At 72.1% G+C, this 20,358-nt stretch carries 24 protein-coding genes and 3 tRNA genes; 14 read left to right on the forward strand and 13 right to left on the reverse strand.

The window, feature by feature from the left end; genetic code table 11:
- Genes L2K70_RS07835 through L2K70_RS07850 form a run of 4 tightly spaced genes read right to left on the reverse strand, consistent with a single transcriptional unit; the run spans position 1 to position 1,453 of the window.
- Positions 1–360, reverse strand: coding sequence for a YciI family protein (locus L2K70_RS07835; RefSeq protein WP_236401024.1), 360 nt, complete (start codon positions 358–360; stop codon positions 1–3).
- A 16-nt stretch (positions 361–376) separates the two neighbouring features.
- On the reverse strand, positions 377–736 hold the full coding sequence (locus tag L2K70_RS21600; RefSeq protein ID WP_236401026.1) for a YciI family protein: 360 nt from the start codon (positions 734–736) through the stop codon (positions 377–379).
- Positions 733–1,092 (reverse strand): YciI family protein, encoded by a 360-nt coding sequence (locus tag L2K70_RS07845; protein ID WP_236401027.1) that lies wholly within the window; start codon positions 1,090–1,092, stop codon positions 733–735. The genes L2K70_RS21600 and L2K70_RS07845 overlap by 4 nt, the downstream gene beginning before the upstream one ends.
- 10 nt (positions 1,093–1,102) lie before the next feature.
- Positions 1,103–1,453 carry a YciI family protein gene (locus L2K70_RS07850; protein WP_236401028.1) on the reverse strand — a complete coding sequence of 117 codons (351 nt, stop codon included), beginning with the start codon at positions 1,451–1,453 and terminating at the stop codon, positions 1,103–1,105.
- 134 nt (positions 1,454–1,587) lie between these two features.
- Here L2K70_RS07850 and pgm point away from each other — a divergent pair, with 134 nt between their 5' ends.
- Positions 1,588–3,231, forward strand: a complete 1,644-nt coding sequence (gene pgm / locus L2K70_RS07855) for a phosphoglucomutase (alpha-D-glucose-1,6-bisphosphate-dependent) (RefSeq protein ID WP_236401029.1) — start codon at positions 1,588–1,590, stop codon at positions 3,229–3,231.
- Here pgm and L2K70_RS07860 read toward each other — a convergent pair.
- The 3 genes from L2K70_RS07860 to L2K70_RS07870 form a co-directional block, all read right to left on the reverse strand.
- The gene (locus L2K70_RS07860; RefSeq protein ID WP_236401031.1) at positions 3,212–3,562 is read right to left on the reverse strand and encodes a hypothetical protein; all 351 of its coding nucleotides are present in this window, start codon (positions 3,560–3,562) and stop codon (positions 3,212–3,214) included. The genes pgm and L2K70_RS07860 overlap by 20 nt on opposite strands.
- Before the next feature lie 163 nt (positions 3,563–3,725).
- The gene (locus L2K70_RS07865; protein WP_236401033.1) at positions 3,726–4,037 is read right to left on the reverse strand and encodes a hypothetical protein; all 312 of its coding nucleotides are present in this window, start codon (positions 4,035–4,037) and stop codon (positions 3,726–3,728) included.
- 87 nt (positions 4,038–4,124) lie between these two features.
- A complete protein-coding gene (locus L2K70_RS07870; RefSeq protein WP_236401035.1) occupies positions 4,125–5,774 on the reverse strand; it encodes an acyl-CoA dehydrogenase family protein in 1,650 nt (549 codons plus the stop codon).
- An 85-nt stretch (positions 5,775–5,859) separates the two neighbouring features.
- On the opposite strand from L2K70_RS07870, the gene L2K70_RS07875 reads away from it, so the two are divergent.
- The 3 genes from L2K70_RS07875 (at position 5,860) to L2K70_RS07885 (ending at position 8,555) form a co-directional block, all read left to right on the forward strand.
- The gene (locus L2K70_RS07875) at positions 5,860–6,825 is read left to right on the forward strand and encodes a YihY/virulence factor BrkB family protein (RefSeq protein ID WP_236401037.1); all 966 of its coding nucleotides are present in this window, start codon (positions 5,860–5,862) and stop codon (positions 6,823–6,825) included.
- A 95-nt stretch (positions 6,826–6,920) separates the two neighbouring features.
- Complete coding sequence (locus L2K70_RS07880) at positions 6,921–7,916, forward strand: potassium channel family protein (protein ID WP_268930345.1); 996 nt, start codon at positions 6,921–6,923, stop codon at positions 7,914–7,916.
- A 15-nt stretch (positions 7,917–7,931) separates the two neighbouring features.
- The gene (locus L2K70_RS07885; protein WP_236401040.1) at positions 7,932–8,555 is read left to right on the forward strand and encodes a hypothetical protein; all 624 of its coding nucleotides are present in this window, start codon (positions 7,932–7,934) and stop codon (positions 8,553–8,555) included.
- A gap of 1 nt (position 8,556) precedes the next feature.
- Here the strand turns inward: L2K70_RS07885 and L2K70_RS07890 are convergent, their stop codons facing one another.
- From L2K70_RS07890 to L2K70_RS07900, 3 genes are all read right to left on the reverse strand, one after another.
- Positions 8,557–9,456 carry an NAD(P)H-hydrate dehydratase gene (locus L2K70_RS07890; RefSeq protein WP_236401042.1) on the reverse strand — a complete coding sequence of 300 codons (900 nt, stop codon included), beginning with the start codon at positions 9,454–9,456 and terminating at the stop codon, positions 8,557–8,559.
- Complete coding sequence (locus L2K70_RS07895) at positions 9,456–10,205, reverse strand: histidine phosphatase family protein (protein WP_236401044.1); 750 nt, start codon at positions 10,203–10,205, stop codon at positions 9,456–9,458. Before L2K70_RS07895 ends, L2K70_RS07890 begins: the two co-directional genes overlap by 1 nt.
- Before the next feature lie 61 nt (positions 10,206–10,266).
- A complete protein-coding gene (locus tag L2K70_RS07900) occupies positions 10,267–11,049 on the reverse strand; it encodes an IclR family transcriptional regulator (RefSeq protein WP_236401046.1) in 783 nt (260 codons plus the stop codon).
- A 135-nt stretch (positions 11,050–11,184) separates the two neighbouring features.
- Here L2K70_RS07900 and L2K70_RS07905 point away from each other — a divergent pair, with 135 nt between their 5' ends.
- Positions 11,185–12,546 (forward strand): MFS transporter, encoded by a 1,362-nt coding sequence (locus L2K70_RS07905; RefSeq protein WP_236401048.1) that lies wholly within the window; start codon positions 11,185–11,187, stop codon positions 12,544–12,546.
- Complete coding sequence (locus L2K70_RS07910; protein ID WP_236401049.1) at positions 12,543–14,162, forward strand: arylsulfatase; 1,620 nt, start codon at positions 12,543–12,545, stop codon at positions 14,160–14,162. The genes L2K70_RS07905 and L2K70_RS07910 overlap by 4 nt, the downstream gene beginning before the upstream one ends.
- A 100-nt stretch (positions 14,163–14,262) precedes the next feature.
- Here L2K70_RS07910 and L2K70_RS07915 read toward each other — a convergent pair.
- The 3 genes from L2K70_RS07915 to L2K70_RS07925 form a co-directional block, all read right to left on the reverse strand.
- A tRNA-Val gene (locus L2K70_RS07915) sits at positions 14,263–14,337 on the reverse strand.
- A 32-nt stretch (positions 14,338–14,369) separates the two neighbouring features.
- Positions 14,370–14,440, reverse strand: a tRNA-Cys gene (locus L2K70_RS07920).
- 36 nt (positions 14,441–14,476) lie between these two features.
- Positions 14,477–14,549, reverse strand: a tRNA-Gly gene (locus tag L2K70_RS07925).
- A 117-nt stretch (positions 14,550–14,666) separates the two neighbouring features.
- Between L2K70_RS07925 and L2K70_RS07930 the strand changes: the two genes are divergently transcribed.
- The 8 genes from L2K70_RS07930 to L2K70_RS07965 all read left to right on the forward strand — a co-directional run bounded on the left by L2K70_RS07930 (position 14,667) and on the right by L2K70_RS07965 (position 20,342).
- Positions 14,667–15,485: an aminotransferase class IV gene (locus L2K70_RS07930; protein ID WP_236401051.1), complete on the forward strand. Its 819-nt coding sequence runs from the start codon at positions 14,667–14,669 to the stop codon at positions 15,483–15,485.
- 64 nt (positions 15,486–15,549) lie between these two features.
- Positions 15,550–15,900, forward strand: a complete 351-nt coding sequence (gene hisI, locus L2K70_RS07935; RefSeq protein WP_236401053.1) for a phosphoribosyl-AMP cyclohydrolase — start codon at positions 15,550–15,552, stop codon at positions 15,898–15,900.
- A complete protein-coding gene (locus L2K70_RS07940) occupies positions 15,893–16,519 on the forward strand; it encodes a Trp biosynthesis-associated membrane protein (RefSeq protein WP_236401055.1) in 627 nt (208 codons plus the stop codon). Before hisI ends, L2K70_RS07940 begins: the two co-directional genes overlap by 8 nt.
- Positions 16,520–16,563: 44 nt before the next feature.
- On the forward strand, positions 16,564–16,764 hold the full coding sequence (locus L2K70_RS07945) for an HGxxPAAW family protein (protein ID WP_236401057.1): 201 nt from the start codon (positions 16,564–16,566) through the stop codon (positions 16,762–16,764).
- A gap of 78 nt (positions 16,765–16,842) precedes the next feature.
- The gene (trpC, locus tag L2K70_RS07950; RefSeq protein WP_236401059.1) at positions 16,843–17,640 is read left to right on the forward strand and encodes an indole-3-glycerol phosphate synthase TrpC; all 798 of its coding nucleotides are present in this window, start codon (positions 16,843–16,845) and stop codon (positions 17,638–17,640) included.
- Positions 17,637–18,923 carry a tryptophan synthase subunit beta gene (gene trpB, locus L2K70_RS07955; RefSeq protein ID WP_308195754.1) on the forward strand — a complete coding sequence of 429 codons (1,287 nt, stop codon included), beginning with the start codon at positions 17,637–17,639 and terminating at the stop codon, positions 18,921–18,923. The genes trpC and trpB overlap by 4 nt, the downstream gene beginning before the upstream one ends.
- Positions 18,920–19,726, forward strand: a complete 807-nt coding sequence (gene trpA / locus L2K70_RS07960; RefSeq protein ID WP_236401062.1) for a tryptophan synthase subunit alpha — start codon at positions 18,920–18,922, stop codon at positions 19,724–19,726. The genes trpB and trpA overlap by 4 nt, the downstream gene beginning before the upstream one ends.
- Positions 19,713–20,342 carry an SCO family protein gene (locus L2K70_RS07965; protein WP_236401064.1) on the forward strand — a complete coding sequence of 210 codons (630 nt, stop codon included), beginning with the start codon at positions 19,713–19,715 and terminating at the stop codon, positions 20,340–20,342. The genes trpA and L2K70_RS07965 overlap by 14 nt, the downstream gene beginning before the upstream one ends.
- Positions 20,343–20,358 lie beyond the last annotated feature (16 nt).

A 20,358-nucleotide genomic window follows, 5' to 3' on the forward strand; every position in this document is an offset into this window, starting at 1 on the left:
TCAGAGCGCCACGTCCACGGTCGGGTGGATCTGGATGTCGTAGCGCGGCAGGATCCGCAGGAGCTCCACGACGACGTCGAGGTCGGGTGCCTCCAACAGGTAGAACCCGCCCATGCCCTCGATGACCTCGGCGTAGGGACCGTCGGTCAGCAACACCTCTCCCGAGGACGACGTCCGCATCACGGTGGCGTCGCCCGGCTCGGTCAACGCCTCGCCCGCGAGCAGCTCGACACCGTCCCGGGCGGCGCAGGCGGCGGCGAACTCCCCGAACCGCGCCATCGCGGCGGCCTGCTCGGACTCGCTCTGGTCGGGCCAGGCCTTCTCGGCCCCGTCCCCGACCAGCAGCACCAGGTACTTCATGGTGGGCTCCTCGGTCTCAGGTGATCGTGATGGTCGGACGGATCTCGACGGTGTACGCCGACGGCAGCAGGCTCGCCGCCGCGACGGCGTGGTCGAGGTCGGGAAGCTCGACGTCGTAGTAGCCGCCGACGTGCTCGACGGCCTCGGCGAACGGACCGGACGTCACCACCAGCTCCCCGTCGCGTGCCCGGCCCTCCCGTCGGACGGTGGTCGCGCGCTCGGGATCGGCGAGCGCGCCGGAGCCGTGCTCGGTGCCGTGCTGGGCGACGTAGGCCGAGAACGCGTCGTGGGCCGCGAAGTAGTAGTCGCGCGTCTCCTCGCTCGCCCCCTCCCACTCGGACCTGGAGTAGGCGATGAGGACCACGTAGCGCGTCACGAGGCACGCTCCCCGGGGTCCACGCACCGCCGCACCTCCACCGCGTCGCCGGTCGCCGTGAGGACCCGGCAGCAGTCCAGGAGGTCGTCGAGGTCGCTCGACTCGACCAGGTAGAACCCACCCACCTGCTCGGCGGTCTCCGCCCACGGCCCCTCGGTGACCTCGGTGGCGTGGGGGGCGATCGTGCGGGCCTCGGAGGCCCGGTGCAGCTCGGCGCCGCCGGTGATCGTGTGTCCCCGCTCGACGAGCTGGGCGGAGAACGCCTCGTGCGCGGCGTAGCCCTCGCGACGCTCGTCGTCGGACAGGTCCCACCAGCGCTCGGCATCACCCAGCAGCAGGACGACGTACTCGGTCATGTCGGTCTCCTCACTCCGCCATCTTGCGGAACTCGAGGAGCTCGCCCCGCGCGGACCACCGCTCGCAGGCCGCCCGCAGGTCGGCCTCGTCGTCGGAGCGGACGAGGTAGAACCCGACGACCTGCTCCGCCGACTCGGTGAACGGGCCGTCGGTCACGAGCGTGCCGCCCGCACCGTCGGGGCGCATCGAGGTGGCGACGGCGGACGGCTCCAGCGGGCCGGCGACGAGCAGCTCGTGACCGCCCGCCTCCAGGTCCTCGTGGAACTGCTGGTGGGAGCGCATCCCCTTCTCGTGCTCCTCGGGTGGCAGGTCCGCCCACTCGGCCTCGGGTGCCGGCAGCAGGATCAGGTAGCGGCTCATCGGTGGGTCGAGCTCCTTCGGTCGTCGGGTCGCAGGGCCGCGACCTCACCCCGTTGACGGGTCAACCCTGCCTGATTCGACACCACGTCGACACCTTTCTCGACGGGAGTCGCCGGACCCACCAAGATGGGGCCATGGCCACCCACGAGAGAGCTGGACAGCCCGCCCGCCCCGAGGACCTGGTGGACGTCTCCCACCTCGTCACGGCCTACTTCGACCTCGAGCCCGATCCCGACGACGTCTCGCAGCAGGTCGCGTTCGGCACCAGCGGGCACCGCGGCACCTCGCTCACCACCTCGTTCAACGAGGTCCACATCGCCGCGACGACCCAGGCGATCTGCGACTACCGCAGGGAGCAGGGCTACGACGGCCCGCTCTTCATCGGCCGCGACACCCACGCGCTCTCCGAGCCCGCCTGGTCCACCGCGCTGGAGGTCCTCGTCGCCAACGACGTGACGGTGCTCGTCGACGACCGCGACGGCTTCACGCCGACCCCCGCGGTCAGCCACGCGATCATCCGCGCCAACCAGGGGCGTACGACGGGCGCGGGCCTCGCGGACGGCATCGTGGTCACGCCGTCGCACAACCCGCCGCAGGACGGCGGCTTCAAGTACAACCCGCCGCACGGCGGACCCGCGGACTCCGACGCCACGAGCGTCATCGCTGCCCGCGCCAACGAGCTGATCCGCGGCAACATCGCGGGTGTCAAGCGTGTGACGTTCGCCAAGGCCCGGGCTGCGGCCGGGTCCTACGACTTCCTCGGCACCTACGTCGACGACCTGCCGCAGGTGCTCGACCTCGACGCGATCCGCGACGCGGGCTTCCGCATCGGCGCCGACCCGCTGGGCGGGGCGAGCGTGGCCTACTGGGGCGAGATCGCGGACCGGCACCGGCTCGACCTGTCGGTGGTGAACCCGCTGGTCGACCCGACGTGGCGCTTCATGACGCTCGACTGGGACGGCAAGATCCGGATGGACTGCTCCTCGCCCCACGCGATGGCCTCGCTGGTCGGGCGCAAGGACGAGTACGCGGTCGCGACGGGCAACGACGCCGATGCCGACCGCCACGGCATCGTCACCCCCGACGCCGGACTGATGAACCCCAACCACTTCCTCGCCGTCGCCATCGGCTACCTGTTCGGCGGCGCGCGCCCGGGCTGGCCGGACTCGGCCCGCATCGGCAAGACGCTCGTCTCGAGCTCGATGATCGACCGGGTGGCCGCGGCGATCGGCAAGCCGCTCGTCGAGGTGCCGGTGGGCTTCAAGTGGTTCGTGCCGGGCCTGATGGACGGTTCGTTCGGCTTCGGCGGTGAGGAGTCCGCCGGTGCGTCCTTCCTGCGCCGCGACGGCTCGACCTGGACCACCGACAAGGACGGCATCCTGCTGGCGCTGCTCGCCAGCGAGATCCTGGGGGCGACCGGCAGGACCCCGAGCGAGCACTACGCCGAGCTCGTCGCCCAGCACGGCGACCCGGCCTACGCCCGCATCGACGCCCCGGCCGACCGCGAGGAGAAGGCCAAGCTCGGCGCCCTCTCGCCCGACGACGTGGGTGCGACGTCGCTGGCGGGGGAGGAGATCACCGGCAAGCTCACCGAGGCGCCCGGCAACGGCGCGAAGATCGGCGGGCTCAAGGTCACCACCGAGTCGGCATGGTTCGCAGCACGACCGAGTGGCACCGAGGACGTCTACAAGATCTACGCGGAGTCGTTCCGCGGCCCCGACCACCTCGCCCAGGTGCAGGAGGAGGCGCGGGAGGTCGTCAGTACGGCTTTGCGGTGAGGAAGTACTGCTCGCCGCGGCCCTGGGCGGGCACGGTGACGGGACCGGCCTCGATCGGCCCGCGTCCGCCCGGTCCGTGCGAGCGCGCTCCGGTCTCCACGAGGTCGTCCTCCATCGCCGCGCGCGAGAAGGTCACCGCCGCGACCTGGTCGAGCCGGACGAGCGACTGGCTGCCCGCGCCGTCGTCGAGGACCGCGCCCAGGCCGTCGCACCCGAGGACGTTGCCCTCGAGCCAGTAGCCCTCGACCAGGACCTTCACCGGGGCGCCGGTGTCCTCGGCGCGCCGCAGCAGCGTCCCGACGCTGAACATCGTGCTGTGCATCTTCGTCATGGCATACCCCCACAGGTATCGGTGCGCAGCCCCCACAGCCGCGGTGAACCCGAACGTACGGCGCGGGTCCGACGGCGGATGGCCGATGCGCGGAGCGCGACCGAGGCCTGCGACGAAACTTGACGATTGCCGCGGCTTTGGGCCCCCGCTGGTATGGACCGGGTCAGCGGGACGGGGCCGGACCGGCCTCGATCGGTTCGCGGACGCGGCGTCCGTGCGCCCGGACCTCCTGCTCGTCGGAGCCCTGCTCGGCGTCGATCTCCTCGCGGGAGAAGCCCACCGCGACGATGGTGTCGAGGCGCACCAGCACCTGTCGGCCCGGGCCCTCCTCGAGCACCACGCCGTGCTGGTCGGCCGCGACGATCCGGCCGTCGAGCCAGCAGCCCTCCACGAGCACCCGGACCGCCGCGCCCGAGTCCTGGGCGTGCCGGAGCAACGTGCCGACCGTGTAGAGCGTGCTGGACCTGTTGGACATCGCCTCGTCCTCCTTCAAGGAATTGTCAAGACTAGTACGCCGACGAGGTCCGCGGGGCCTTATCGGGTCAGGGACGTCCTGACGAGCTCACCCCCGGGGAGTAGCCCGGTCCACGACCGCGCTCAGCGAGCCGCTGGTGAGCATCCCGAACGTGCCGCCGTACGACGTCCCGAACCGGCTGCCGCAGAAGGCGTCCGCCACCTCCGCCGGCGCGAAGCGCACGAGCAGCGAGCCCTGCAGGCAGGCCGCCATCCGGCCGGCGAGCAGGCGCGCCCCCGACTCGAGCGCACCGGGGTCGCCCATCCCCTCGCCGAGCAGCGCCAGGGTGTCGTCGACGGCCCGGTCCAGGCGGCTGTCCGCGCCGCGGGCGGCGCCGACCTCGGTGATCCACGCCTGCAGGACCTCCGGCTCGCGACCGAGCGCGCGCAGGACGTCCAGCGCGTTGACGTTGCCCGATCCCTCCCAGATCGAGTTGAGCGGCGACTCGCGGAACATCAGCGGCAGGCCGGAGTCCTCGACGTACCCGTTGCCGCCGAGGCACTCGAGCGCCTCGGCGACCATCGCAGGCGTGCGCTTGCACACCCAGAACTTCGCCAGCGGGAGCGCGATCCGCCGCAGTGCGACCTCGTGGGCGTCCCCGGGCCGGTCGACGGCGGCGGCCAGGCGCATGGCCAGCGCCGTGGCCGCCTCGGACTCCACGGCGAGGTCGGCGACGACGTTCTGCATGAGCGGCTTGTCGCCCAGCAGCCCGCCGAACGCCGAGCGGTGTGCCACGTGCCACGACGCCTCGGCGAGGGCGTGGCGCATCAGCGCAGCGGAGCCGAGCACGCAGTCGAGCCGCGTGGCCGCGACCATCTCGATGATCGTGCGCACCCCGCGCCCCTCGTCGCCGAGCCGCTGCGCGAGCGTGCCGTCCAGCTCGAGCTCGCTGGACGCGTTGGACCGGTTGCCGAGCTTGTCCTTGAGCCGGACCACGTCGATCCGGTTGCGGGTGCCGTCGGCGAGCACGCGCGGCACCACGAAGCAGGTCACCCCGCCCGCGGCCTGTGCGAGCACGAGGAACACGTCGTTCATCGGCGCCGAGGTGAACCACTTGTGTCCGTGCAGCGTGTACCACCCGTCCTCGGCCGTCGGCCGGGCCTGCGTGTGGTTGGCCCGCACGTCGGACCCACCCTGCTTCTCCGTCATCCCCATCCCGGCGAGCGCGCCGAGCTTCTCGGTCCGCGGCCGCACGCCCGGGTCGTAGGACCGGGCAGCGAGCAGCGGCGTCCACTCCTTCGCGATCGCGTCGTCGGCCCGCAGTGCCGGCACGGCGGCGTACGTCATCGAGATCGGGCACCCGTGCCCGGGCTCGGTCTGCGACCAGGCGAAGAAGCCGGCCGCGCGGCGCAGGTGGGCGTGCGGGTCGCCGGAGTCCTGCTGCTCCCATGGCGCCGCCTGCAGGCCGTGTCCGACCGCCCGCTCCATGAGCCAGTGCCAGGACGGGTGGAACTCGACCTCGTCGATGCGGTTGCCGAAGCGGTCGTACGTCGCCAGCTCGGGGTGGTGGCGGTTGGCGAGCCGGCCGTGCTCCCGCGCCTCCTCGGTCCCGGCCTCCGCGCCGAGGGGGGACAGCTCGTCGACGAGGGCGGCCGAGCCGTGGCGGGTGATCGCGTCGGTCAGCGCCGCGTCGGAGGTGACCACGTTGTGCCCCACCAGCGGGGGCGGCTGGTTCGTCACTGCGCGCAGGTCGCTCATACCGGTAACCCTATGACCCGGCGCCGGGGCCGGGCCGGGCGTGGGGAAGCAGGTCCGGGGTGGCTGCTCGACTAGCGTTGGCGGCATGGTCGAGGTGCGCGAGGAGGAGCCTGCTCCGCGCCGGATCGAGGTGCTCGCGCGCAGCGGGCGCGAGCACTTGTGGCGGGTGATCGTGACCACCGTCGGGTCGTGCCTGCGCAACCGGGTGACCGGGCTGGCGGCCGAGGCCGCGTTCTTCGCCGTCCTGTCGGTCCCACCCCTGGTCTTCGCGCTCGCCGGCGCGGTGGGCTTCGTCAGCGACAGCTTCACCGACACCCAGGTCGACGACATCCGCAACGCCGTGCTCGAGGTCTCCCGCCAGGCGCTCACCGAGCGCGCGGTCAACGGCATCATCAAGCCGACGATCGACACCGTGCTCGACGGCGGGCGCTACGACGTGATCTCGATCGGCTTCATCCTCGCGCTGTGGTCGGGCTCGCGCGCGCTCAACGTGTTCGTCGACACCATCACGATCATGCACGGACTCGGTGGCCACCGCGGGATCGTCGCGACCCGCGCGCTGTCGTTCGTCCTCTACGTGCTGGCGATGGTCACCGGCGCGGTCAGCATCCCGCTCGTGGTGGCCGGCCCGACGCTCGTCGACCGCGTGCTGCCCGAACGGCTGGACTTCCTCAACAACCTCTACTGGCCGCTGGTGCTCGCGCTCTGCATCTGCTTCCTCGCCACGCTCTACCACGTGTCGGTGCCGGTGCGGACGAAGTGGACCTTCAACCTCCCGGGCGCCACGTTCTCCCTGTTCTGCTGGGTGGCCGGCTCCTACGTCCTGCGTTGGGTGCTGACGGTGACCGCCGCCGAGTCGCGCTCGATCTACGGGCCGCTCGCCGCGCCCATCGCCGTGCTGCTCTGGCTCTACCTGCTGGCCCTCGCCGTCCTCATCGGCGCCGCCGTCAACGCGGCCTTCGACACGGTCTGGCCGCAGAAGACGACGACGCGCGCCCGGCTCGAGATGGTGCAGCGACTGCGCGAGCGGATAGGCGTGCGAGACTCCTGACCGTGCACGACGCGAGCAGCCACCCGAGCGTGGGCCGGGTCTCCCTGCCGGAGACGGTGCGCTCGCCGTGGTGGGAGCTGGGCCGCCGCGTCCTGATGGCCCTGGCCATCCTCGTGGGCACGGTCCTGCTGGTCTACTTCGACCGCGAGGGCTACCGCGACAACGCCCACCCGGGTCGCGACCTGACCCTGCTCGACGCGTTCTACTACACGACCGTCACGCTCAGCACGACCGGCTACGGCGACATCGCGCCGGCCGACGCGCAGGCGCGCCTGATCAACGCCATCGTCATCACGCCGGCCCGCATCGCCTTCCTGGTGCTGCTCATCGGCACCACCCTCGAGGTCCTCGCCTCGCAGGGACGCGAGATGTTCCGGGTCGCCCGGTGGAGGAAGAAGATGGACCAGCACGTCGTCGTGGTCGGCTACGGCACCAAGGGCCGCAGCGCGATCGAGACCCTCGTGAACAACGGCTACGACCGGTCCTCGATCGTCGTCGTCGACCCCGGGCCGGTGGCACTCGAGGAGGCCAACCGCGACCAGCTCGTCGGCATCGCCGGCGACGCCACCCGCCGCGGCGTGCTGCGCCAGGCAGGCGTGGACAAGGCCACCCATGTGATCATCACGACCGACCGCGACGACTCCAACGTCCTCGTCACCCTGACCGTCCGGCAGCTCAACCCCGACGCGTGGATCGTCGCGTCGGTGCGCGAGCACGAGAACGTCCCGCTGATGCGCCAGTCCGGCGCCAACTCGGTGATCACCTCCTCCGACGCGGTCGGCCGCCTCCTCGGCCTGTCGTCGATGTCGCCGACGCTCGGCTCGGTGATGGAGGACCTGATGACGTACGGCGAGGGGCTGGAGGTCGCCGAGCGCGACCTCCTCGTCAACGAGGTCGGCAAGCAGCCCCAGCGGCTGCCCGACCAGGTGATCGCTGTGGTGCGTGACGAGAAGGTCTACCGCTACTTCGACCCGGTGGTCTCGCTGCTCGCCCGCGGCGACCGCCTCATCGTCGTCCGACCGGCGAAGGAGCTGCCGTGGGCGCCGCGCCCCGGCACGCACGGCGAGGACCTCGCCGACGAGGACGACTGACGTGCTGGTGGTCCGTTGATCTGCTCGCACGCCCACCGGTTCGTCTTCGTCAAGACCCGCAAGACGGCCGGCACCAGCCTGGAGATCGCGTTGTCGCGCCACTGCGGCCCCGACGACATCGTCACCAGGATCAGCCCGGCCGACGAGGAGCTGCGCGTGGCGGCCGGGGGAGTGCCGCCGCAGAACGACGACACCGACCCCAGCTCCTACGCCCACATGGGCGCGCGCCGCGTCATCCAGGTCATCGGCCGCGAGACGTGGGACGACTACTTCACCTTCGCCGTGGAGCGGAACCCCTTCGACGTGGTCGCGTCGTCGTGGCGCTACAGCTCGCGCAAGCCGAGCTTCACCAAGACGTTCGCCGAGTTCGTCCGCACCCCGCGCCGCCTCGACCGCCTCGCCCTCAACGAGCGCCTCTACCGCCTGGGCGGCGAGGTCGTCGTGGACCGGGTCTACCGCTACGAGGAGCTGCCGGCCGCGATCGCCGACATCTCGGCGCGGCTCGGCCTCGACCTCGACCTGCCCCACGCCAAGCAGGGGAGCGGCCCGCACTACCGCGAGCTCTACGGCCCCGGCGACGCCGAGATCGTGGCCGCACGGTTCGCGCGGACCATCCGCGAGTTCGGCTACGAGTTCTGACTCAGTCGCCGCCGAGCGAGCGGAGCACGAGCGGCAGCTCGGGGAGCATCTCGGTCGCGAGGTAGCCGACCCGACCCCACCGCGCGGCCAGCACGTCGCCCGCCGCGGCGTGCACGTGCTTGGCCCACACCGTGGCCTGGACCGGCTCGGCCCCGCGGGCCAGCAGACCCGCGACCGCTCCTGCCACGACGTCCCCGCTGCCCGAGGTGCCCAGACCGGTGTCGCCGGTCGACACGCGCCACACCTCGCCGCCTGCTGCGACGAGCGGCCCGCACCCCACGACGGCGCCGTAGCGGTCGGCCGCCTCGAGGCTGGCCCGCGCCTGGTCGTCGTCGGGGACCTCGTCGACGCCCAGCATGCCGGCGAGCTCGCCGGCGTTGGGGGTCAGCACGAGTCGCCCGGCGAGCCGGTCGACGGACGCCGCGGCGACGTCCGGCAGCGCGGTGAGCGCTGCCGCGTCGAGGATGACGGGTACGTCGTCGGGGACCGATGCGCCGACCGCCTCGACCAGCCGGACCGCGCCGTCGCCGCTCCGGAGGCCCGGTCCCAGCACGACGGCGTCCGCCCGCTCCAGCTCGCCGGCCAGCAGGTCCTCCACGTCCTCGCCCGTGATGGCGCCGCGGTCGTCCTGCGGGAGGGGGAGCGTCCCGCACTCGGGCAGCGCCACCGCCACCTGCCCGGCCACCCCCTCCGCCGTCGCGATCGTGAGCCGACCGGCACCCATGCGCAGGGCCGCGATCCCGGCGAGCTGCACGCCACCGGGCGTCGTGCACGACCCACCGACCACCAGCACCTGGCCGCGTGCGTACTTCGTGCCCGAGGTCTCGGGCAGCGGCCACGACCGCAGCACGTCCGGCGTCACGGGCCGCGGCGACTCCGGCGTACCGCCTCGCGCCTCCATCAGGCCTCCCCGGTCGCACTGGGCTCGTCGGTGACGCTGACGTTCTCCTGCTGCAGGTGGTCGCGCAGGTTGTAGTCGGTGACGTCCCACCCGGTCGGCGAGTCGGGGTCCTGCTGCAGGCGGCAGATCGCGGCGTTGCCCAGGGCGTTGTCACGGGCCCGGGCCAGCACCTGCTCCTCGTCCATCGCCTCCGCGACGTAGCAGAAGAGCAGGAGCACCACGTCGTGGCCGGTCACGAGCACGCGCTGGTGCTTCTCGGCGTGCGCGAGGTCGGTCAGCACCGCCCGCACACGCATCGCCACGTCCGCCCAGGACTCCCCGCCGGGGGGCCGGTAGTAGAACTTGCCGAGCCAGTCGCGCCGCTCCGCCTCCTCGGGGTACGCCGCCCGGATGCCCGCACTGGTCAGCTTGTCCGTGATGCCCATGTCCCGGTCCCGCAGCCGCTCGTCCACCCGACGCGGGATGTCGAGGCCGGCGGTGTCGAGGGCGATCTCCGCGGTCTCCCGTGCACGCCGGTAGGGGCTGGTCCACAGCACCTCGGGCCGCTCCTCGGGGGCCAGCGCGGCGAGCCAGCGCCCGACCGCGGCCGCCTGGTCGCGGCCGGTGCCGGACAGCACCACGTCCGGGTCGCGCGCGGGCACCTCGATCCTCTCGAGCCTGTCGCGGGCGGCCGCCTCGGCGGCGACATTGCCCTCGGACTGGCCGTGACGCACGAGGACGAGCTGCTTGAGCGGGTCGTGGTGGGTCATGTCCCCACGCTAGGAAGACCGCCGCCGGCGGCGGCACGTCCATGCAGGTGGGGCGTGGCGGCTACCGGTGGCCGAGCCGGCCCGAGATCACGGCGGCCGCCGCGAGCAGGCTCGGCAGCACCTCGTCCATCCGCCCGTCGGGCAGACGGTCCGACGGCGCGGTGATCGAGAGGACAGCCGCCAGGTCGTCGAGTGCTCCACGCACGGGGACCGACAGGGTGTGCACCCCCTCGATCGTCTCCTCGAACGCCCTCGCGTGCCCCAATCGCCGTACGTCGTCGAGCTGGCGCCGCAGCTCGTCGGGCGTCGGAGGGTTCACCGGCTCGAGGTCGGTCGTCTCGCGATCGGCGAGGACGCGCAGGACCTCCGCCTCGGTGCGCTCGGCGAGCACCACCTTGGCCGGCGCGCCGAACCACAGCGGAAGTGGGCGGCCGACGTCGAAGCGGGCGCTCAGGCGTCGCTGGGCCTCGACCTGCTCGACGTGGATCAGCCGGTCCGCGTGCCCGACGGAGATGCCGACCGTCTCCGTCACGTCGGCAGCGAGGTCGGTCATCGGACCGATCGCGGCGGCGTGGAGGCTCAGCCCGCGCTGGTAGGCCGACCCAAGTGCGAGGGTGCGCGGGCCCAGTCCGTAGCGCTTGGTCGACGGGTCCTGCACCGCCAGGTCGACCCCCTCGAGCTCGACCAGGATGCGCTGCACGGCCGACTTGGAGAGGCCGGTGCGCTCGGCGATGCTCCGCACGCTCGGCGCGGCGGTGTCGGTGGCCAGCAGGTCGAGGACGGCGACGGCCCGCCGCAGCAGGCCGCGCTCCTCGGAACGGTCCGGGGCGGGTGGAAGGGCCACGGGGCACTCCTCGCGAGGTGACAGGGGAAGTCGATCACTCCTTGACAGGGCATGACGCAGTCCGAAGACTGACACGCCGTGTCCCGATAGCGGGACGACTGTCCCACTGAACGGGACGATATGCAAGGAGAACCCATGGCACACGTGAGCCCGACGCTCGACGCAGAGGCCGTCCAGGACCAGGCCGAGATCCGGCGGGTGGCGGGAGCCAGCCTGCTCGGCTCCGTGGTCGAGTGGTACGACTTCTTCCTCTACGGGACCATGGCGGCCCTGGTCTTCAACGGTCAGTTCTTCCCGACGGTCGACCCGCTGATCGGGACGATGCTCTCCTTCGCCACCTTCGCGGCCGGATTCATCACCCGCCCGCTCGGCGGCTTCGTCTTCGGGCACTTCGGCGACCGGATCGGCCGCAAGAAGATGCTCGTCCTGACGATGCTCATCATGGGGCTCTCCACCTTCGCGATGGGCCTGCTGCCCAACTACGCCGCGATCGGGATCGCGGCACCGGTGCTGCTGCTCGTCCTGCGGATGCTCCAGGGCATCGGCCTCGGAGGGGAGTGGGGCGGCGCCGTGCTGCTGTGCGTCGAGCACGCTCCCGACGACAGGCGCGGCTGGTTCTCGTCGTGGCCCCAGCTCGGTGTGCCGATCGGCCTGCTCACCTCCACCCTCGCCGTCACGGCCGTGACACAGCTTCCGGAGGACGCCTTCCAGTCGTGGGGCTGGCGGGTGCCCTTCCTGGTCTCGATCGCGCTCGTCGTCGTGGGCCTGGTCATCCGGCTCAGGATCGACGAGCCGCCGGCCTTCAAGGAGATCGACGAGGCCGACGAGAAGGCCGCCCTGCCGCTCGTCGAGGTCTTCCGCAAGCACCCGAAGGTCACCCTCCTGGCGATGGGCGCGCGGGTCAGCGAGAGCGTCACCTTCAACATCTACAACGCCTTCCTCGTCACCTACACCGTCACCGTGCTCGGCCTGAGGCCCTCGGTGGTGCTCGACGCGCTCCTGGTGGCGTCCGTCGTCGGCTTCGGCGCGATCCTCGTCGCCGGCCGCCTCTCCGACCGCTTCGGCCGACGGCCGGTCTTCGCCACCGGTGCCGGGCTGGCCCTCGTGAGCGCCGTGCCGATCTTCGCCCTCGTCAACACCGAGAACGCCGTGCTCATCACCCTCGGCGTCGTCGTCGGCTGGGGGCTCGCCGCGTGCATCATGTTCGGCCCCGAGGGTGCGATGTTCGCCGAGGTCTTCCCGACCCGCGTCCGCTACTCCGGCATGAGCGCGGTCTACCAGATCGGCGTCATCCCGACCGGTGCCGTCGCCCCACTGATCGGCACCTCGCTGGTCACCGCGTGGAGCGGGTCGGTGTGGCCGGTCGCGGTCTACGTGATGGCCATGGCGGCGATCTCGCTGGTCTCGGTGTTCTTCCTCCCCGAGACCCACCGCCGCGACCTGCGCGACGCGTCGTCGTACGACAGCACCCGCTCGACCGTGGGCGCCGCCCGGTGAGCCCGCGGGAGGGACGCCCCGACGTCCTGCTGATCCTGGCCGACGACATGGGGTTCTCGGACATCACGTCCTACGGCGGCGAGGTGCGTACGCCGTCCCTCGACCGGCTCGCGACCGGCGGCGTGCGGATGACGCAGTTCTACAACACCGCGCGCTGCAGCCCGTCGCGCGCGTCGCTGCTGACCGGCCTGCACCCGCACCAGGTGGGGATCGGCATCCTGAACTTCGACGACGCACCTGACGGGTACCCCGGCAACCTCAGCGAGGAGTGCGCGACCGTCGCGGAGGTGTGCCGCGACGCCGGCTACGCGACGTACCTCTCCGGCAAGTGGCACCTCGCCGTGGACATGGAGACACCCAACCCGGCCTGGCCGACACGACGGGGCTTCGACCGATTCTTCGGGACGCTCGAGGGGGCGGGCTCGTTCTACCGGCCTCGCACGCTCGTGCGGCAGGAGACCAACATCGAGCACGAGGCCGAGGAGCCGGGCTGGTTCTACACCGACGCCATCTCCGACACGGCCGTGGAGTTCCTCGCCGAGCACGAGCAGCAGCGCGCCGACGACCCGTTCTTCCTGTTCCTCGCCTACACCGCACCTCACTGGCCGCTGCACGCGCACGAGGAGGACATCGCGAGGTACGCCGGTCGCTTCGACGCGGGCTGGGACCAGCTGCGCGAGGAGCGGCTCGAGCGCCTGGTGAAGGAGGGCATCATCGACGCGTCGTGGCCGCTGACCCCGCGCGACGAGCGCGTGCCGGCCTGGGAGGACGTCGTGGACCGGGAGTGGGAGGCCTCGCGGATGGCGACCTACGCCGCCCAGGTCGACCGGATGGACCAGGGCATCGGACGGGTGCTCGACCAGCTCGAGGCGACCGGACGGCTCGACAACACGCTCGTCGTCTTCCTCTCCGACAACGGTGGGTGCGCGGAGGAGATGCCCCCCGGTGACGGGGCGCGCGAGTTCGTCACCGCGTTCGTCCCCCTCCAGGAGACGACCCGCGAGGGCGAGCCGGTCGTGCCCGGCAACGACCCGGCGCTCACGCCCGGGCCGGAGTCGACGTACATGTCCTACGGACGGTCGTGGGCCAACCTGTCCAACACGCCGTTTCGCGAGTACAAGCACTGGGTGCACGAGGGAGGAATCTCGACGCCGTTCATCGCGCACTGGCCGGTCGGCCTGCCGACCGACGGCTCGCTGTGCACGGTCCCCAGCCAGCTGGTCGACGTGCTGCCGACGATCGCGGAGGCGGCGGGCGCCCGCTACCCGGCACAGCGCAACGGCGCCGCCATTCCCGGTGCCGAGGGCGTCAGCCTGCTCGCGGCGCTCCGGGGCGAGGGGACGCCGGACGACCGCGACCTGTTCTGGGAGCACGAGGGCAACTGCGCCGTACGCCGGGGCCGCTGGAAGCTCGTGAAGAAGTACCGCGGGGAGTGGGAGCTCTACGACATCGAGGCCGACCGCACCGAGCTCGACGACCGTGCGGGGGACCACCCCGACCTCGTCGCCACGCTCGCCGAGGCGTGGCAGGTGTGGGCGGACCGGTGTGGAGTGATCCCGCGCGAGAGGGTCCTCGAGATCTACGCGGCGCGTGGGCACGGGCTGCCCGAGGAGTAGCGACCGGCGGTGCCGGACCAGGTCCACGGGGGTGAGGTGGTCCGGCGCCGCGGGGAACGACGAAGGCCCCGTCTCGAGGAGACGGGGCCTTCGCTACTGCTGGTGGGCGATACTGGGTTTGAACCAGTGACCTCTTCCGTGTCAAGGAAGCGCGCTACCGCTGCGCCAATCGCCCCAGTCTGGTGAACAGTGTTGAGTTGTGCTGCGAGGTGGGTACGGGATTTGAACCCGTGTACACGGATTTGCAGTCCGTTGCCTCGCCTCTCGGCCAACCCACCGTGTGGAGACTCCGTCGAACCGGGGGAGACCTTCCGAGCGGACAACGAGACTCGAACTCGCGACCTCAACCTTGGCAAGGTTGCGCTCTACCAACTGAGCTATGTCCGCCTGCAATTCCCGGCCGTTTCACCGGCCCGAAGTGCGAGTGGAACAGTAGTACATGGCTTCGGTCGGTCCAAAATCGGCCCCCCGTCGTCGTGTCCCACTGGCCCCTAGAGTGACGCCATGCGCGCATGGCTCAACGGCGAACTGCTCACCGATCCCACCGCCGGGGCCGTCGCGGTCACCGACCACGGGTTCACCGTCGGCGACGGGGTGTTCGAGGCGGTCAAGACGCTGTCCGGCACGCCGTTCGCGCTCGGGCGCCACCTCGAGCGGTTGGAGCGAAGCGCCGCCGGACTGGGGCTGCCGGCTCCCGACCTCGACGACGTACGACGCGGAGTCGAGGCGGTCACCGGCGACGCGCCGATCGGTCGGTTGCGGATCACCTACAGCGCCGGTCCGCACCCGATGGGCTCGGGCCGTGGCGGCGGGCCGCCGACCCTCGTCGTGGCGTGGAGCGCGATCGACTTCGCGCCGGCGGAGACAACGGTCGTCACCGTCCCGTGGACCCGCAACGAGCACGGCGCCACCGCCGGCCTCAAGACGACGTCGTACGCCGACAACGTGATCGCGCTCGCCCACGCCGTCGAGCGCGGGGGGAGCGAGGCGGTCTTCGCCAACACCGCGGGCAACCTGTGCGAGGGCACCGGCACCAACGTCTTCTACGTCGTCGACGGCGAGCTGCGGACGCCGACGCTGGCGTCGGGCTGCCTCGCGGGCGTGACCCGCGCCCTCGTCATCGAGTGGTGCGGGGCACGCGAGGTCGACGAGCCGCTGGCGGAGGTCGTGGCCAGTGCGAGCGAGGCGTTCCTGGCATCGACGACGCGCGACGTGCAGGCGATCTCGCGGTGGGACGAACGCGACCTCCCGTCGCCCGGCCCGGTCACCCAGCGGTGCGCTGAGACCTGGCGCACCCGCGAGGCTGAGACGATGGAACCGTGAACCTCACCCCACGACGTTCTTCTCCTCCGCTTCGCTCCCCCGAACAACGCCGCGGAGGCCCCGAGTGACGACGTTGGATGCACGGTTGAAGGACCGCTTGCGGCGCACGGCCGAGGGACTGGTGCCCGTGGTCGTGCAGCAGCAGGTGTCGGGCGAGGTGCTGATGCTCGCGTGGGTCGACGACGAGGCGCTGGCCCGCACGATCGACACCGGGCGGGCGACGTACTGGTCGCGCTCGCGCCGGGAGTACTGGGCCAAGGGCGACACCTCCGGCCACGTCCAGCACGTCAAGGAGATCCGCCTGGACTGCGACGGCGACACCCTGCTCTTCGTGGTCGACCAGGTCGGTGCGGCCTGCCACACCGGCGACCACACGTGCTTCGACGCCGACCTGGTGCACCGCGTCGATGGCTGACGAGCAGCAGCCCGTGCCCGACCGACGACGTCGCACGTTCGGCCCGGTCGTCCTGCTGGGGGTGGCGTCCGCCGGCCTCGCGTCGGTCGCGGGCACCAAGCCGTGGGTGTCGGGGGAGTCCGGCAGTATCAGGTCCGACGACGCCGGTGCGGTGGGCACCGCGCTGTCGCTCGACACCGTCGCCGAGTCGCCGCTCGCGGCGGCCCTCGCGCTCGTGCTGCTCGCGTGCTGGGGCGTCCTGCTCGTCACCCGCGGTCGCTTCCGGCAGGCGGTCGCCGTGCTCGCGCTGGTCACCGCCCTCGGGCTGGTGGCGGCCACGGTCGAGGCGTTCTGGCGCCTGCCCGGCGCCCTCGCCGACGCCCTCCGGGAGGTGTCGGGCGCCGATGCGGCGTCGACGAGCCTCACCGCCTGGTACCCGGTCGCGCTGGTGGCGTCGTTCCTCGGCGCGGCCACCTCCCTGGCCGCGGTCCGCCTCGTCCGGTCCTGGCCCGAGATGGGGACGAAGTACGACGCGCCGGCGGGCGCGCCGGGGGGCGGCGAGGCGGCGACCGGCGACCTGCCGACCGAGAACATCGACATCTGGAAGGCCCTCGACGAGGGACGCGACCCGACCGCCTAGACTTCCCCCAGCACACCGAGGCACCGACGAAGGAGCACCCCAGGATGGCTGCAGGCCACGGCAACACCCCCGCTGCTTGGACCGCCGTCGCGGTCGGGATGCTCGGCTTCGTCATCGGCAGCGTCGCGCTGCTGCGCTCCGAGGCGCAGATGACGCTACTGTGGATCGGGATCATCATCGCCCTCCTCGCCTTCCCGCTGTTCCTCGTGCTCTCCAAGCTCGGCTTCAACGCCTCCGACCACTGACGAGCGCCCTCACGGGACCACGTCCGCCCGCTGGGCACCGATCCCGCGCGGACTGGTGCCGGGTGAGAGGCTGAACCCATGCCTGCGACCGCTTCCGTGCTCGACGACATCGTCGCCGGAGTGCGAGAGGACCTCGCCCGGCGCGAGGCCGCGCTCCCGATCAACGAGCTGCGGGCCCACCTCGCCGACGCCCCGGCGCCCCGCGACCCGATGCCGCACTTCCGCGCGCGCGGCTCGAGCGTCATCGCCGAGGTCAAGCGACGCAGCCCCAGCAAGGGCGACCTGGCCGACATCCCCGATCCCGCGGTGCTCGCCGCGGCCTACGCCCGCGGCGGCGCGGCCGCGATCTCCGTCCTCACCGAGGAGCGTCGTTTCGGCGGCAGCCTCGACGACCTCCGCGCCGTACGGGCGGCGGTCGACACCCCGCTGCTGCGCAAGGACTTCATCGTCGAGACCTACCAGCTCGTCGAGGCACGCGCCGCCGGCGCCGACCTCGCGCTGCTGATCGTCGCGGCGCTCGACGACGACACCCTGCGCCGCCTGCACGACGAGGCGAGCGAGCTCGGCCTCACCGTCCTGGTCGAGGTCCACGACGAGGGGGAGGCCGAGCGGGCGCAGGCGCTGGACGCCGGGCTGATCGGCGTCAACAGCCGCAACCTCAAGACCCTCGAGGTCGACCCCGACGTGTTCGGCCGCCTCGCCCCGCAGATCCACGCCGACGTCGTGAAGGTCGCCGAGAGCGGCATCACCGGCGTCGCCGACGTCCAGCGCTTCGTGAGCGAGGGTGCCGACGTGGTCCTCGTCGGCGAGGCACTGGTCAAGGACGGCGACCCCGAGGCCGCCGTACGCGCGATGACAGGAGTGACAGCACCGTGAGCCAGGTCCAGGAGAGGCAGAAGAGCCGGTACGACGCGGACGACCGCGGCTACTTCGGCGGCACGTGGGGCGGGCGCTTCATGCCCGAGGCCCTCGTCGCGGCCCTCGACGAGCTGACCGACGCCTGGCACGAGGCGATGGCCGACGAGGCGTTCGTGAGCGAGTTCGAGCGGGTGCTGCGCGACTACGCCGGCACGCCCAGCCAGCTCTACCTGGCCGAGCGGCTCTCGAAGAAGGTCGGCGCCCGCGTCCTGCTCAAGCGCGAGGACCTCAACCACACCGGGGCCCACAAGATCCGCAACGTGATGGGCCAGGCCCTCCTCACCAAGCGGATGGGCAAGACGCGCGTGATCGCCGAGACCGGCGCGGGCCAGCACGGCGTCGCGAGCGCCACCGCTGCCGCCTACTTCGACCTCGACTGCACCGTCTACATGGGCGCCGTCGACACCCGCCGCCAGGCGCTCAACGTCGCGCGTATGCAGCTGCTCGGCGCGAAGGTCGTCCCCGTCGAGTCCGGCAGCGCGACGCTCAAGGACGCGATCAACGAGGCGCTGCGCGACTGGGTCGCCAGCGTCGACCACACGGCATACCTGTTCGGCACCGCAGCCGGCCCGCACCCGTTCCCGAGCATGGTGCGCGACTTCTGCCGCGGCATCGGTGACGAGGCGCGCGCCCAGTGCCTGGACCAGTACGGCGTCCTGCCGGACGCCGTCGCGGCCTGCGTCGGCGGCGGCTCCAACGCCATCGGCATCTTCACCGCGTTCCTCGAGGACGAGGGCGTCGAGATCCACGGCTTCGAGCCCGGGGGCGACGGCGTGGAGACCGGCCGCCACGCGGCGACGATCCACGCCGGGGAGGCGGGCGTCCTCCACGGTGCCCGCACCTACGTGCTGCAGGACGAGGACGGCCAGACGGTCGAGTCGCACTCGATCTCGGCGGGCCTCGACTATCCCGGCGTCGGCCCGCAGCACTCGCTCCTCGCGGCGACCGGGCGGGCGACGTACACGCCCGTGACGGACGCCGAGGCGATGGACGCGATGGCGCTGCTCAGCCGCACCGAGGGGATCATCCCGGCCATCGAGTCGGCGCACGCCCTCGCCGGCGCCCTCGAGGTGGCCAAGCGCCTCGGTGCCGAGAAGGGTCCCGACGCGACGATCATCGTGAACCTGAGCGGTCGCGGCGACAAGGACATGGGCACGGCCATCGAGTGGTTCGGGCTCGGCGACGCCGAGGAGGGCCCGGAGGCCGACCTCGACCAGACGGAGACGGTGACCCAGCAGTGACCTCGACGAGCGCCGCCTTCGAGAAGGCACGAGCGGAGGACCGGGCCGCCCTGATCGGCTACCTGCCCGCCGGCTACCCGACGGTCGACGGCTCGATCAAGGCCCTCCAGGTGCTGGTCGAGGCCGGGTGCGACGCGATCGAGATCGGGCTGCCCTACAGCGACCCGGTGATGGACGGCCCGACGATCCAGGCCGCCGCCCAGGCCGCGCTGGACGGCGGCGTCCGGACGAGCGACGTGCTGCGGGTGGTCGAGGCCGTCGCCGGCACCGGCGTCCCGACGCTGGTGATGACCTACTGGAACCCGATCGAGCGCTACGGGGTCGAGCGGTGGGCCACCGACCTCGCGGCCGCCGGGGGAGCGGGCATGATCACGCCCGACATCACCCCCGACCACGGCAGCGCCTGGATCGAGGCCGCGGACGCCCACGACCTCGACAAGGTCTTCCTGGTCGCGCCGAGCTCGACCGACGACCGGATCTCGATGACGGCGACGCAGAGCCGCGGGTTCGTCTACGCCGCGGCCGTGATGGGGGTGACCGGCGCGCGTGAGGCGACGTCCGACCTCGCCGGACCGCTCGTGCGCCGCGTGCGCGCCAGCGGCGACATCCCGGTGGCCGTCGGCATCGGCGTCAGCACCGGCGACCAGGCCGCCGAGGTGGCGGGCTTCGCCGACGGCGTCATCGTGGGCTCGGCCTTCGTGCGCGCGCTGCTCGACCACCCCGACGACGAGGCCGCGGGCCTCGAGGCCCTGCGCACGCTGACCACCGATCTCGCCGAGGGCGTCCGCCGTGCCGCGAGGTAGTCGCGCCGCGCGCGGCGCCGTCGTCGCCGCGGTCCTGCTCGGCCTGTCCGGCCTGCTGGCCGCCTGCGGCGGGAGCGGGCAGGCGGCCACGACCGAGCTCACCGGCACGCGTCTCGACCCGCCGTTCGACGTCTCCTCCACACCGCTGGTCGACACCAGCGGGGCGTCGTACAGCCTCACGGAGGACACCGACAAGGACCTGACGCTGGTCTTCTTCGGCTACACCAACTGCCCCGACATCTGCGGCCAGGTGATGGCCACCCTCGCCGGCACGCTCGCCCGGCTCGACGACGCGCAGAAGGACCGGCTCGACGTCGTCTTCGTGACCACCGACCCCGCGCGCGACGACGAGGCGACGGTCGAGAAGTACGTCGACGCGTTCGACCCCAGCATCATCGGCGTGACCGGCGACCTCGACGACATCATCGAGGTCGGCCGCAGCATGGCGGTGGCCGTCGACAAGGGCGAGAAGCTGCCCAGCGGCGGCTACGAGGTCACCCACGGCACCCAGGTGCTCGCCATCGACCGGTCCGACACGACGCCGGTCTACTGGAACGCCACCGTGTCGCAGGCCCAGCTGGCCCACGACGTCACCGTGCTGCTCGACGAGGACTGACGAGGAATGATGGCCC

Source organism: Nocardioides potassii (assembly GCF_021648885.1).
Lineage (GTDB): Bacteria > Actinomycetota > Actinomycetes > Propionibacteriales > Nocardioidaceae > Nocardioides > Nocardioides potassii.

What these genes read in the sequence shown, in the direction of transcription:
- L2K70_RS07835 (WP_236401024.1), bottom strand. Translation starts at nt 360, where the DNA reads ATGAAGTACCTGGTGCTGCTGGTCGGGGACGGGGCCGAGAAGGCCTGG.
- L2K70_RS07845 (WP_236401027.1), bottom strand. Translation starts at nt 1,092, where the DNA reads ATGACCGAGTACGTCGTCCTGCTGCTGGGTGATGCCGAGCGCTGGTGG.
- L2K70_RS07850 (WP_236401028.1), bottom strand. Translation starts at nt 1,453, where the DNA reads ATGAGCCGCTACCTGATCCTGCTGCCGGCACCCGAGGCCGAGTGGGCG.
- pgm (WP_236401029.1), top strand. Translation starts at nt 1,588, where the DNA reads ATGGCCACCCACGAGAGAGCTGGACAGCCCGCCCGCCCCGAGGACCTG.
- L2K70_RS07860 (WP_236401031.1), bottom strand. Translation starts at nt 3,562, where the DNA reads ATGACGAAGATGCACAGCACGATGTTCAGCGTCGGGACGCTGCTGCGG.
- L2K70_RS07865 (WP_236401033.1), bottom strand. Translation starts at nt 4,037, where the DNA reads ATGTCCAACAGGTCCAGCACGCTCTACACGGTCGGCACGTTGCTCCGG.
- L2K70_RS07870 (WP_236401035.1), bottom strand. Translation starts at nt 5,774, where the DNA reads ATGAGCGACCTGCGCGCAGTGACGAACCAGCCGCCCCCGCTGGTGGGG.
- L2K70_RS07875 (WP_236401037.1), top strand. Translation starts at nt 5,860, where the DNA reads ATGGTCGAGGTGCGCGAGGAGGAGCCTGCTCCGCGCCGGATCGAGGTG.
- L2K70_RS07880 (WP_268930345.1), top strand. Translation starts at nt 6,921, where the DNA reads ATGGCCCTGGCCATCCTCGTGGGCACGGTCCTGCTGGTCTACTTCGAC.
- L2K70_RS07890 (WP_236401042.1), bottom strand. Translation starts at nt 9,456, where the DNA reads ATGGAGGCGCGAGGCGGTACGCCGGAGTCGCCGCGGCCCGTGACGCCG.
- L2K70_RS07895 (WP_236401044.1), bottom strand. Translation starts at nt 10,205, where the DNA reads ATGACCCACCACGACCCGCTCAAGCAGCTCGTCCTCGTGCGTCACGGC.
- L2K70_RS07905 (WP_236401048.1), top strand. Translation starts at nt 11,185, where the DNA reads ATGGCACACGTGAGCCCGACGCTCGACGCAGAGGCCGTCCAGGACCAG.
- L2K70_RS07930 (WP_236401051.1), top strand. Translation starts at nt 14,667, where the DNA reads ATGCGCGCATGGCTCAACGGCGAACTGCTCACCGATCCCACCGCCGGG.
- L2K70_RS07940 (WP_236401055.1), top strand. Translation starts at nt 15,893, where the DNA reads ATGGCTGACGAGCAGCAGCCCGTGCCCGACCGACGACGTCGCACGTTC.
- L2K70_RS07945 (WP_236401057.1), top strand. Translation starts at nt 16,564, where the DNA reads ATGGCTGCAGGCCACGGCAACACCCCCGCTGCTTGGACCGCCGTCGCG.
- trpC (WP_236401059.1), top strand. Translation starts at nt 16,843, where the DNA reads ATGCCTGCGACCGCTTCCGTGCTCGACGACATCGTCGCCGGAGTGCGA.